4 protein-coding genes are annotated in these 14,514 nt (G+C 44.9%); all 4 read left to right on the forward strand.

Translation table 11 applies throughout. The annotated features are described in order from the left end of the window. Positions 1 to 760 precede the first annotated feature (760 nt). Entirely contained in the window at positions 761 to 7,435 is a 6,675-nt protein-coding gene (locus tag LZG74_RS12060; protein ID WP_233796835.1) for a polyketide synthase, read from the forward strand. Between the two features lie 2 nt (positions 7,436 to 7,437). Further along, positions 7,438 to 12,693, forward strand: coding sequence for a non-ribosomal peptide synthetase (locus LZG74_RS12065; RefSeq protein WP_233796836.1), 5,256 nt, complete (start codon positions 7,438 to 7,440; stop codon positions 12,691 to 12,693). A 9-nt stretch (positions 12,694 to 12,702) separates the two neighbouring features. Next, positions 12,703 to 13,479, forward strand: coding sequence for a 4'-phosphopantetheinyl transferase superfamily protein (locus LZG74_RS12070; protein WP_233796837.1), 777 nt, complete (start codon positions 12,703 to 12,705; stop codon positions 13,477 to 13,479). Positions 13,480 to 13,549: 70 nt separating this feature from the next. Then, a complete protein-coding gene (locus LZG74_RS12075; RefSeq protein WP_233796838.1) occupies positions 13,550 to 14,452 on the forward strand; it encodes a bestrophin family protein in 903 nt (300 codons plus the stop codon). The last annotated feature ends 62 nt before the right edge of the window (positions 14,453 to 14,514 follow it).

Raw genomic sequence — 14,514 nt, forward strand, 5'->3', positions numbered from 1 at the left:
GTAGTGAGCAATAATTAAGATCTTTGTAACACTATTTCTGACAGTATAGTGCAGCACTAATTGTAACTATAACATTGATTTCAAAAATGATATCAATGTCAAAACACACCATAAATTTTTTTAAGGCATATGTCTCGGAAAAAATAGCTAACAAAAGGGAGTTCAAGCCGATGATTGTTGAGCTAATTAGTAGGGTGCTTACTTTACTGCATTCAGCGGAATTTCCATACTCACATAGAACTCAGACCAACTTACGACCTGACGAAAAAGGCAAAAAATCAAAAGCATTAATAAGTAGCACGGGCGACGTAGATGTATCAATATCCTTTAAATCAAAACTAGTAGTTTTCGGAAAAAATTATGTACATTTTTAGAACTGAATGTTCAATCAAATGCTTTTCATGAGAACTATTTGGCAAACAGTAGCATAGAAAAACATTAATCACATATTCAAATATTTAACTATGCAGTGTCCAAACTATCTTCGTCACATTAATAGCCTGTCTTACTGTTCAAGCTTTGATTTTGCATTTAGAATTAATGGGATCATGACTGGAGATGAATTTTAGGTTTTGTTGGCATCAGATAACAGCACTTTATGGTCAACGCAGATTATCAGAAAAACCAGTGGCGAAATGCAGTGGTATAGTAATTACCGGTCGTAATCCTAACTTCAACTTTTGAAGGCACGGTAATGATTATCTCTGCATCGGCGCTTTTTCAAAGATTGATAGAAAACCCTCCAATACACAGAAATACTATGAAGACCGATTTAGGTTTGCAAGCTTCAGGATTTAACCATACGCTAATTCACCAATTAATTGAGCCGGCATTTTATGCTCACCCGGAACGTATAGCGGTAATGTTCAATCAGACAGGCACTACCTATCAGGAGCTTGCCGACCGTTCAAATAATCTGGCCAACGCTTTATTGTTTGAAACCTCGGATGAAATCATCGGGATCAGTACAGCACGATCTATTGAAATGGTTATTGGGGTGCTGGCCATCTTGAAAGCCGGAAAAGCATATTTACCCTTAGATCCAACCTATCCGGCACAACGACTGGAGCAGATAATTGCGGATTCAGGAATTTCTTATTGTGTCGCTCTCGCTAAGGAAAAAACATTATTCGCAACGCTGAATCTACATGTGATTGCTGCAGACCAGAAATATGATTGCCCCACCCAGTCAGCAGCCTATCAGAACGGAAACGCCTGTGTATTGTACACCTCAGGTTCTAACGGGATACCCAAAGGCGTCAAGCTTGGACACGAGGGATTTGTAAATCTCATCAAATACCAGAAGCTTTATTCTTGTGCTAAACCAGGAATGAGGAGTTTGCAATTTTGTCATCTAAGTTTTGATGGCTCATTTCCCGAAATTTTTGTTCCCCTGGCAACTGGCGGAACGATTTACATTATTGATGATGCGTATCGCCTGGATTCGGGAAAATTACTGGAATTTATTTTCGAAAATGAGATCAACCGGGCATTTCTTCCTTTCGTTGCATTACAATATTTGGCAGAAGCTGCGGTTGCAGAAGAACGCTTTCCTGAAAATTTATTCGAGATCATTACCGGTGGAGAGTTGCTGAAAATCACTCCTCAAATTAGTGCTTTTTTTGCTGCATTACCGGAATGTACTCTGGTGAATGCTTATGGACCTACAGAGGCCAGTGTTTGGGTTACTGAACTACGCCTGAAAGGTAGCACCGAAAATTGGCCGTCGATCCCTACTATTGGTAAAACCATTGACAATGTCGAAATATTCTTTCTGGATGACGAATTAAATCTAGTGGAAAATGGCGAGACAGGCGAACTGTGCATTAGCGGAATCTGCCTGGCCAATGGCTATTTGAAACGTCCCGAACTAACGGCAGAGAAATTCACTAACTGGACCCATCCGGAGAAGGGTGAAATAAAGATTTACAGAACGGGCGATTTGGGCAAATATCGTGCAGATGGTGAAATTGAATTTTTCGGTAGAAGTGATAACCAAGTAAAAATTCGCGGTAACAGGGTTGAACTTGGCGAAATAGAAGTGGCCCTGAACCAGCAAAAAAACGTCAAGCAATCGGTTGTAGCGGCTAGGGAGGATATTCCGGGACAAAAAATCCTTGTTGCCTATCTGGTAACCGATGCCCAGAATTTCGATCTGAATGCCCTTCGCGCGACCATCAAAGTTGCGCTGCCCGAGTATATGATTCCGGCGCATTTTGTTTTGATAGATGACATTCCGAAAATGGTAAGCGGGAAGGTTGATAAAAAAGCACTTCCCAAGCCAGAAATTAAAAGACCTGAACTCAGCGTTTTATATATTAAGCCAAAAACGATCTTAGAAAAAAACCTAGCTGCGGTTTGGATCGAATTATTGCAGCTGGATAAAGTAGGTTTAGAAGATAATTTTTTTGAATTAGGCGGAAACTCTCTCCTAGCCCAAAAAACAGTTGCTATTTTAAAGCATCGTTTCAACTATTTGGTTCCGGTTACCAAAATCTATCAATTCCCAACATTAAGCGGGATTGTCGGATTTCTGGAACAAAAAGCCCGTCCGGATGTGCATCCAAAATCTGCCAAGAAAAAAAGTGAATCGAGCGACATTGCCATCATAGGAATGGCTGGCCGGTTCCCCGGTGCGGATACTATCAGCGGACTATGGAACGTGCTGAAAAGCGGAAAGGAAACAACCCGTTTCTTCAGCAATGATGAGTTGGATGAATCTATCCCCGCCGAGGTAAAGAATGATCCGATGTATGTGAAGGCAAGGGGTGTTATAAACGGGGCCGACCACTTTGATGCCGCATTCTTCGGATTGAACCCTAAGCAAGCCGATGCAATGGATCCGCAGCAGCGCCTTTTTATGGAAATTGCTTGGGAAGTTTTGGAACAAAACGGGCACATTCCACAAAAATACGACGGCTCGATCGGCGTGTTCGCGGGCTGTGGAACCAACACTTACTATTATAATAATGTACTTAATAATCCGCTTGTATTAAACACAGTTGGTGCTTTTCAGGCAACGACGCTTAATGAGAAAGATTTTATAGCATCGCGAACGGCTTACCAGCTGAACCTAAAAGGTCCGGCTGTCAGTCTTTTTTCTGCGTGCTCCACTTCTCTGCTGGCGATCGCTCAGGCGACAGACAGCATTAGAAATGGCCAGTGCGATGTGGCGATCGCTGGCGGCGCAAGTGTTACTGCACCAATCAACAGCGGGTACTTGTACGAAGAAGGTGCCATGCTCAGCAAAGATGGCCATTGCAACACCTTTAATGCGAACTCCACCGGAACAGTATTCAGCGATGGTGCGGGTGTAGTTTTGCTGAAAAGTCTGGAAGCCGCGAAGTCTGATGGTGATGTGATTTATGCAGTGATCAAAGGGTGCGGTGTCAATAACGACGGTGGCAGTAAAGGAAGCTTTACCGCTCCGAATTCCGAAGGACAGGCCGGAGCCATTACCATGGCACTTCACGACGCTGGTGTAGAACCATCCACGATCAGTTATGTTGAAGCGCACGGAACTGCCACGCCACTTGGCGACCCTGTTGAGATTGAAGGATTAAAAATTGCGTTTGGGGAACAAGCCGAAAAGCAATTTTGTGCAATAGGCTCCATCAAAAGCAATATGGGTCATTTGACCGCTGCGGCAGGAGTTGCAGGTCTGATCAAAACGACCCTTGCTTTATATCACAAACAAATACCGGCGTCCATAAATTATATACAACCAAATCCGAATATTGATTTTGCCAACAGTCCTTTTTATGTTAATGACAAGCTTAATACTTGGGAGTCTGAAACGTCAAGAAGAGCTGGCGTAAGCTCATTCGGCGTCGGCGGAACGAATGTGCATGTTATACTTGAAGAATTTGAAAATACAGCTGGCAAATCCGGAAACGGCAGACCATTCGAGCTCGTTAGCCTATCAGCTAAAACAGAAAATAGCAGGGACCTTTACGCGCGGAACCTGGTGGGTTACCTGCAAGAGCACGCAGGAGCCAATCTGGCAGACATTGCCTTCACATTACAAACAAGCCGGGCCGATTTTAACCATCGTCGTTTTATGGTGGTGTCAAATAATAAGGAGCTTGCTGAAAAACTTGAAGCTGATGCAGCAGCCTCCGAATCCAAGATTGTAAAGGATGCGCCGGGTGAAGTGGTCTTTATGTTTCCTGGTCAGGGCTCACAGTATCTTAACATGGGCCTAGAATTGTATCAGAATGAACCCGGCTACCGGAATGCTGTCGACGAATGCGCTGAAATTCTTCAATCGTTTTTAGATGCCGATATCAGGGAGATCATGTATCCCGAAACGGATTCCGCAGCAGCAGAGGCAAGATTAAAAAATACAAAATATACACAACCAGCCCTGTTTGTTACTGAATATGCATTGGCAAAGCTCTGGATGAGCTGGGGCGTGAATCCGTCCATTTGCTGCGGACATAGCATTGGCGAATTTGTTGCGGCTCATTTGTCTGGCGTGTTTACGCTGGCGGATGCCTTAAAACTAATCGCTACGCGCGGCAAAATGGTAAGTGAATTACCTGAAGGGAGCATGTTATCCGTGCGCATGGAGGCAGAAACGCTTGTGAAAATTTTACCGCCAACACTTTCTATATCAGCCATTAATACCAGCATAAGCATCGTGGTGGCCGGATCTGTTTCCGAGATTACCACGTTCGCGAAGCAGCTGGACGAACAAGAAATCCCTAACCGCACCTTGTTAACCAGTCACGCATTCCATTCTGCCATGATGGATCCGATCGTGGGTGATTTCGAAGAAGTGGTAAAGCAGGTTTCTTTGAACAGACCCAAAAAAGCGATTGTATCAACCGTTACCGGAAGCTGGCTTACCGATGCACAGGCAACCGATCCTGCCTACTGGGCCGGTCACTTGCGCGCTACGGTTCGCTTTGCTGATGCGATGGACTTTATATTAACGCAGGATAATCCGCTCTTGCTGGAAGTTGGACCCGGAAGCGTAACAGCATCTTTGGCCCGTCAGCAATCGGGAAGCAAAAATTTAACAAAACCGTTTGGCGCAATACTGTCGAGTTTAGACAACAAAAAAGGAGTGCAAAGTGAATATCAGTCGCTTTTAAAAAGTTTGGGTCAGCTATGGCTTAATGGAATAACGATCGATTGGCAGGCGTATTACAAAGAGCAAAATAGAAGTCAAGTAATGCTTCCTGCATATGCCTTCGATAAAAGAATTTGCTGGATAAAACCAGCACCTGTACACGTATCGCATCCGGTTACTATCACTCAACCACTGGCAGCAGAGCAGGCTGTCGAAGACGCTCAATTAAGAACTATGAGGAAAGATCTACTGATTGAAAAAGTTAAAGAAATTTTAGAAAATGCCTCTGGCATTGAAATGGATGGTGTTAGCCCAGACACAGCATTTCTGGAAGTCGGACTGGATTCGCTATTGCTGACGCAAGTCTCACTTGCGCTGAAAAAAGAGTTTGGGCTTCCCCTTACTTTCAGACAACTAAATGAAGATTATGCCACCTTCGAGCTGTTAGCCGGATATCTGGACGCTAATTTACCGGCTGAGCTTTACCAGCCCGCAGTGGCGCCGCAAGCAGCTGCACCTCAATTTGCTTCCCAGCCAGAAATGGCCCAACCCGCCAGCCCACCACAATCATACGGGTCTCCTGTTGAATTGTCTGGCAACGACACATCATTAGGTTTGATCGCCCAGCAGTTGTCTATTTTGGCAAAGCAGGTGGCATTGATGCAGGGCGGGAATCAGCTTCTGTCCGCTATCACACCCATTGCGCAATCAAACGGAAACAAGCAAGTTCCGGCTGATCGCAGCTCCGTTAAACCGGCGACGCTTGCGGCTTCCGAGCTGACTCCGGAAGACACTGAGCTTATCAAAAAACCTTTTGGCGCGATTGCCAAGATCGAGAAACATGCTACGGAGCTGAGCGAAGTGCAGAAAGCCTTTATCCAGCAGTTTACAGAGCGCTACAACAAAAAGACCAAAGGAAGCAAAGATTATACGCAGGAGAATCGCGCGCAGATGGCCGATCCGCGCGTGGTTTCCGGCTTTAAGCCTTATACTAAAGAGATTGTTTATCCGATCGTGATCAACAAGTCGAAAGGGAGCAAACTTTGGGACCTGGATGGTAACGAGTACATTGATATGCTCAATGGATTTGGGTCAACGATCTTTGGCTACCAGCCGGATTTCATGAAACGAGCCCTGCACGACCAAGTTGAAAATGGTTATGAGATCGGTCCGCAACATGAAATGGCTGGTGAAGTAAGCAAATTGGTTTGCGGGTTTACCGGCTTCGACAGGGCCGCACTATGCAGCACGGGCTCGGAGGCGGTTTTAGGAACCATGCGCATTGCCCGGACTGTTACCGGTCGTTCGCTGATCGTAGCATTTACGGGTTCGTATCATGGTATTGTGGATGAGGTGCTTATTCGCGGAACAAAAAAATTAAAATCCTTTCCTGCTGCTCCGGGAATTATGCCAGAATCAGTTCAAAATATGCTGATCCTGGATTACGGTACTGAAGAAAGTCTGCGCATCATTAAAGAGCGTGCTCATGAATTAGCGGCGGTTTTGGTTGAAACTGTCCAAAGCCGCAGACCGGAATTTGTGCCAGTATCTTTCTTAAAGCAGCTTCGCGAAATCACGGCCGAGTCGGGTACAGCTCTCATTTTCGATGAGGTGATAACCGGGTTCAGAATGCATCCCGGAGGTGCGCAAGCCTTGTTTAATATCAAAGCTGATCTTGCATCTTACGGTAAAGTCGTGGGCGGAGGATTGCCAATCGGTGTGATAGCAGGGAAAAAAGAGTTCATGGATGCGCTGGATGGCGGTTTCTGGAAATTTGGCGATGCGTCTATTCCGGAAGTCGGTGTAACGTATTTTGCGGGCACCTTTGTAAGACATCCGTTAGCGCTGGCTGCTGCAAAAGCTTCGTTGCTTTACATGAAGGAAAAAGGACCTGCATTGCAACAAAGCATCAGCAAAAAAGCAGAGCGGCTGGCAAATACATTGAACAGCCTATTTGAGCAAAGAAGACTTCCTTTTTACGTGGCCCAGTATAGCTCTTTATGGAAAATAAAATACCATGATGAGATTCCGTACAGCGAGCTGATGTTTGCATTGATGCGCGAAAAAGGGGTTCATATCTGGGACGGCTTTCCTTGCTTTACAACGGAAGCCCATACTGAAGAAGAGATCGACCTGGTGATTGACCTGTTCATGGAAAGCATTGATGAGATGGTAGCAGGTGGTTTTTTCCCGTCCAGCACGCCCGCAATCACAAATGAAAATAGCAAGAACGTTACAGAAATATCAGAACCACCTGTACCGGGAGCGAGATTAGGCAAGGATGCAAACGGCAATCCCGCATGGTTTGTGTCCAACCCGGATTTGCCAGGAAAATATTTGCAGGTAGAGATCAACTAGCCATGATAGATAACGTAAAAAATTTAAGGCTCATCCCCGTAGAGTTTGATCCTTTTGCAGGACCTGAAATAGAAATAATGGTTCCTGCAACAGAATCACAGTTAGAGATATGGCTCGCTTGTGCATTTGGCGGAGACGATGCAAACAGATCATACAATGAATCCGTTTCCCTGCGATTTCAGGGAGCCCTGGATTGCACTTACCTGGAAAAAGCCCTCAATTCACTGACCAGACATCATGAAGCGCTCCGTTCCACATTTAGTGAAGACGGTAAGACCATGTGCATATTCAGAGATTTTCCTATTAATTTGGATTGTAAGGACATATCTGCTGAAATGGCTTCAACGCAAGAAAAGATTCTGGCGGAAGTCATTCAGCAGGAAGCAATGTATGTGTTTGATCTCGCGGCGGGGCCATTGTTTAAGCCAAGTCTGATCAAACTCTCCGAATCAGAATTTCAGCTGATATTAACTGCCCATCACATCATATGCGATGGCTGGTCGATGGGAATTATCATGCAGGATTTGAGTGCATTTTATTCTGCGCATGTCAAACATAGTAATTCAGTGGTGCAGCCGTCTGTTCCTTTTCGTAAATACGCGAAGGAACAGATTGTATATACCAAATCGACAGAATCCGTTCAGACTGAAAAATTCTGGGTCGATCAGTATCAGGAAAATATCCCCGTATGCAAGCTGCCGACAGATTATCCCCGTCCGGCTATGCGGAAATTTGCCAGCGAACGGATTGATTTCCAACTTGAACCGGAGCTTATTGGCGCCGTTAAAAAGATGGGCGTCAAGGCAGGCAGCAGCTTGGTTACAACACTGTTGTATTCATTTGAAGTCCTGCTGCACAAAGTTACCGGCGAAAAAGATATCGTTGTCGGATTGCCTGCTGCCGGACAATCCGCAACTGGCAACCATCGCCTCGTTGGGCATTGTGTTAATTTGCTTCCCATTCGCAGTCACCTCGATTCGGAAGTAAGTTTTGCAGGTTATATAAAGAGTAGAAGAGGCTACATATTTGATGCTTTTGAAAATCAGCAGATCTCATTTGGCAGCATTCTTAAAAAGCTAAAAGTAAGCCGTGATCCATCAAGAGGGCCGTTGGTTCAAGTGATTTTCAATGTTGACATGGGCATCAGCGAAGGTGTCGATTTCTACGGACTGGATTATCAGATTAAAAGCAACCCGAAGGCATTTGAAAATTTTGAACTGTTTCTTAATGCCAGCGGCTCCGAAAAATCACTGATTTTAGAATGCACCTATAACACTGCTCTCTTCAAAGTGGAAACGGTTCGTGCATTGTTGCAAAGGTTCCAATCGCTTTTAAAACAAGTGGTTGCAAATCCTGAAATCCAGATAAAACATATTAACAGTAGTGAAGAAAAGAAGCAGGTTGATCATGCTGCCGCAGCTCTGGTCCCTCCAATCCTGGTTAATTTAAAAACCGTCCACGCCCTTATAGCCGCGCAGGCCAAAGCATTGCCTGATAAAATGGCTTTAAAATTTGGAAACACAATATTTACCTATCAGGAATTAGACCAGAAAGCAAATCAACTTGCACGTTATTTGCTCAAGAATAATGTGCAAAAAGGCGATCTGATCGGATTGTCGGTGGACCGTTCTGCAGAAATGGTAATTGCGTTACTGGCTATTTTGAAAAGCGGAGCAGCCTATATCCCACTCGATCCGGCCTATCCAAAAGAACGGATCGGTTATATGCTCGAAAACTCCCGGGCGAAATTTCTGATCACATCTGCACAGTATAATCAAGAAATTGCAGCTGAACAGGTTCACACATTGTTTCTGGAAAAAGCATGGCAGGAGAGCGAAACATTTCCTTCAAACGATCCCGAAATTGCATTGACAAGTTCCGATTTGGCGTATGTTTTATACACTTCCGGTTCAACGGGCAAGCCAAAGGGCGTGCAGATCTCACACGGAAATCTAAGCAATTTCCTGATCAGTATGAGCGAAGAGCCGGGCATCAAGCAAACAGACAGGTTACTCGCGGTAACAACCATTTCGTTCGACATTGCCGGTCTTGAACTCTATCTTCCGTTAATTGTCGGCGCAGAATTGGTGCTTGCCAACTCACAAATGGTTAAAGACGGCGGTTTTCTACTAGATCTCGTTGAAGGGGAACAAATCACTTTCATGCAGGCAACGCCCTCGACCTGGCGTTTGATGCTTGACAGCGGCTGGGAAAAGAAATTTCCGATCAAGATTTTGTGCGGCGGAGAAGCTTTGCCGAAAGATCTGGCAGGCAAGTTGATTGAAAGAAGTGAGTCAGTCTGGAACATGTATGGTCCGACAGAAACGACGATCTGGTCGACATTGAAGCGCGTTTCGGCCAATGACGATCTCATCACGGTTGGGAAACCGATTTTGAATACGCAGATCTACATTTTAAATGATGACTTGCAGCTGGTTAAAGATGGAGAAATAGGCGAGATCTGGATTGGCGGCGATGGCGTTTCAATGGGTTATTTACAAAACCCTGTGTTGACCGCTGAGCGTTTTATACCAGACCGTTTCTCGAAAAAACCCGGACAGACAATCTATCGAACAGGCGATCTTGGCAAAATACTGAACAGCGGCGAATTGCAATGTTTGGGCAGAACCGACGCGCAGGTAAAAATCAGGGGACACCGCATTGAACTTGGTGAAATTGAAACGGTCATTGAAAAAATGCCGGAAGTGAAGCAAGCATACGTAATGGTCCGTGAAGATCGTCCCGGCGATCAGCGATTGGTTGCTTATGTTGTTCCGGATTCGACGGCCGCCTGGGCTAATGTTCCAGGATGGCAGGAAAAATGGGACGTGATCTATGGCCTAGGCGTTCAGCAGGAAAGCAATCTTAACCTGGAAGACCAAAATCTGGATGCTGTGATTGCCGAACAGCTAAGTAATAATAAGGATATACGGGTTCAGGTAGACAACTGGCTGCAACAATCGGTTACCCGGATCAAAGCCTTGAAACCCCAGCATATGATGGAAGTTGGTTCCGGCGCCGGGCAGATACTTTTTGCCGTAGCACCGAAAACAAAGTCGTACATTGCCACAGATTACGCCCCGGCGGCCATTGATAAGCTGGTGGAAAAACTCACGAAGCAACCCGAAAAGTGGGGACACACCTCGGCGAAGACCGCCATGGCGGATGACTTTTCTTTTGTTGAGAAAGCGTCGCTTGATCTTGTGCTTATCCACAGTGTCGCCCAGTATTTTCCGGATTCAGCCTATTTATTAAAAGTGATCAAAGAAGCGACGAAAGTTGTTTCGAAGGGCGGTTGCATTTTCATTGGTGATATGCAGGGTATGAGCACTTTAAAAATGCATCATGCTTACGATCAGCTTCAACGCACGCCCAATCATACCATTGTAAGTGATTTTATCAAAACCGTTGATCGCCGGGTGAGTATCGAGGACGAGCTTCTGGCAGATCCGGCAGTGTTTTACCTGATCCCACATTTAATTCCTGAAATCGCTGCTGTCAACATTCAATTACGAAAAGGCGATTACCTGAACGAAACCACCAAATACCATTACGACATTTGGCTGTATGTGGGTGATGCACCGAAAGTTGTATCGGCAGAGAAGACGATTGAATGGACATCCGATTATTCTTTGGAGTATCTGGATCGTGATCTGCATAAGTCTGGCGGCCAGGTTATACACATTAAAAATATCGCCAATAAGCGCACAGCTAAGGATTATGCCTTGCAAAAGAAAATCCACGAGACTGCGTCAAACCTGCCCATTGAGCAGATAAAAGCAGAAGTTGCGCAAATAAACGACGGCATCAGCCCGGAATGCATCTGGAACGCCGGCGAAGCAGCCGGATATCAAACGCACGTCAGGTGGGTTACGGACGGAACGGACAATTTGTTCGAAGCTATCTTAATTCCCAATGCGTATGCAAATGCAATTCCTTTTAAACCCGAATTCTTGGACAAAAAGGTAATAGCGATTCAGGATTATATCAACCAGCCTTTCCAGGCTTCGGTACTTTCACCGAAAGAGCAGGTTCAAAAGTGGAAATCACAGGCCAAATCTGTGTTGCCGGATTACATGATTCCCGAATTTGTGGTGATGCCAAAGCTTCCGCTTACACCCAATGGCAAAACCGATCGCAATGCTCTGCCCAAGCCAGAGCAGGAAATCGTGCAGGAAGTCAATCAGTCTGATCTTCCCACAACGCATGAGGAAATTATGCTTGCCACAAAATGGAAAGAATTGCTGGGGTTGGACCACATCGGCATTCATGATGATTTCTTTGAACTGGGAGGTCATTCGCTGATTGCGGTCCAGATCATTACAGCCATTGGTAAAGAAACAGGCAAAAAAATCCCGATGTCCGCACTGTTCGAGTATTCGACCATTCACAAGTTTGCTTCGCTTTTACAGGAAAACAGCACCCCGAAACCGGCTAGCCAGTTTAAGGCACTCGTTCCAATTAAGCCGGAAGGAACCAAAAACCCGATCTATATGATTCATGGTGCGGGGTCCTATGTGATGAAACTCAAACGGCTGGCCATGCACATGGACCCGGATCAGCCCGTTTTCGGGCTCCAAGCCATTGGATTAAATGGAACAGACGAACCAATACCAAAAATGGAGGACATTGCGGCGTATTACATCAGCGAAATTCTGGTGCATAATCCCGATGGGCCTTACGCCATTGCCGGTTATTCGTTTGGGGGGACGATCGCATTTGAAATGGCCAGGCAGTTAAAGGCGCTTGGAAAAACGGTCAGGATGGTTGCTATGTTCGATTCCTTCGCACACCAGTCTGATTATTTTAAACCAAAAATGGTGCGTTTCTTAAATTACACCAGCTTGTATCTGCTGAACATCGGTTTTAAATTTTATATGTTCCTTAAAGATCCTAAGCTGATCGCAAAATACAAGCTCGATGCCTTGATGGGGAATAAGATCAATATGATGAACAACGTCGACCCCGATTTGAATGTCCCTCTGGAGGAATTTGCGGCTCTCCTGAAAAAGATTGACGATGCCAATAATATAGCTTATAACAACTATGTGCTTAAACCATATGCTGGTTTCATAGATTTGTTCCGGTCGAAGAAAAGGGTGTATTACATGAAAGATTTTAAATTCCTGGGCTGGAAACCTTTTGCTTTGGAGGGTGTTTTCGTTCATGACATCCCAGGCGATCACTTCGATCTTTTCGACGAACCCAACAATATAGAATTCGCACGTATCCTGCAAAATGTCCTAGATAAGCGTTAATCTCATTATATGCAATTATCAACCGTGCATTGCGAAACGGTAGATTCGATTATCTGGAAAGATTTCTCGGAAACCGTTCTGCAAAATAATGTCGTTGTGCTGAAAATATATCTTCCTGATTTTGAGCACAATATTGACCAGTTAGCTGTTTTGTTAAGTCATGATGAAACAATTCGATCTTTAAAATATCATTTCGAAAAAGACCAGCATCGTTTTATTATTGTCAGAGGAATTCTAAGGCTTTTATTAGGAACGGTCAGCGGGCAAGGATCGGCTGGAGTGCGGTTCACACTTTCTCAAAACCATAAGCCTGCACTGGCTAATTACCCTGATATTTGCTACAATGTTTCTCATTCCGGCAAGCATGCCTGTATTGCCCTATCCCCCAAACCTATCGGAATTGATGTTGAAGAATTGAATCGTTCATTCGGATTTAAAGAAATTCTCGAAACAAGCTTTTCAGAGGCTGAAAAAACCCAAATTTTAAAGAACAAAAACCCGCAAACCGAGTTTTACAGGTTATGGACCAGAAAAGAATCGCTTAGCAAAGCAACCGGACTAGGACTTGGAGATAGTCTGACGGTTTTGCCCGCAATCGATGGTTTAACTCAGATCAGCAACTCTCTTACTGCTTCTGAAAACTGGTATACCGTTAGCTTCGACATCGACAGCAAAGCTATTGGTTCGGTAACCTTTCTATCATCCATGAAAAAAGATCCGATTGAATTTAGCATCTTAAATTTGAACTGGCTACTGCATGATAGAACAGTCGTATCGCAATTGTAGCGGGCTTGCCAACCATTGACATGGCATTCTTTTTTAACAAAGAAACTTAAACAATACAAATTCCTCTATCATGTACGTTAAGCAAGTCTTTTCAATCTGGCGGCTGCTCAAAGGCATCTGGCACGGTCTGCTGGCCGTTACTGCCTACGCGACGCTGGTTTTTTACCTTTTCAGCTACCAGAACTGGCATTTTCTCTCTTTTCCCATATCCATCATTACCATTCTGGGAACGGCGATTTCGCTGCTGCTGGGTTTCAGGACCAACTCAGCGTATGATCGCTGGTGGGAAGGCCGAAAGGTTTGGGGCGAGATCGTCAACGACAGCCGCACGCTGATCAGGCAGTCTATCACTTTTATCAAGACCAACAAAGACGAAAAAGACGAAGTGGTCGCCAACATCACCCATTTGCAGATTGCCTGGTGCTATGCCCTGGCCAATTCTTTACGCAAAGAGCCGGTCTTGGTTTATGCCGATCTGCATCTGACGGCCTCCGAGCATGATTACGCAGCCAACCAGAACAATATTCCCAACGCAATTTTAAATCTGATACAGTTCAAATTCTCCGAGCTGCACCAGGATGGCAAGATCGAGACCCTGCTTTATCAGAACATTGATCAGACCCTGCAACGCTTATGCGATGCCATGGGAAAGTGCGAGCGCATAAAAAACACCATTTTTCCAACGCAATACAGCTTTTTTGTCGTACTGGTTATCTTCATATTTACGTTGATTCTGCCCATGGGTCTTGTCGAAAGCATCGGCCGGATCGCTATTCCAATCACATTCATTATCTCGTTTCTCTTTCTTTATATGGAATGGATCGCCTACGTCATGCAGAACCCATTCGAGAACGGGCCAAACGACATTCCCATGACCTCACTTTCGCGAACAATCGAGATTAATCTCTTAGAGCTCATCGGGGCAAGCAAAATCCCGGAGAAGATTTTGCCGAAGAATGGGGTGGTGATGTAAATTACCGTTGATTCACAGAATAGCTATCTCATTTCACTTGGTTTGGGCACATATGCTTATTC

The organism is Dyadobacter sp. CY327 (genome assembly GCF_021390415.1).
GTDB classification, from domain to species: domain Bacteria; phylum Bacteroidota; class Bacteroidia; order Cytophagales; family Spirosomataceae; genus Dyadobacter; species Dyadobacter chenhuakuii.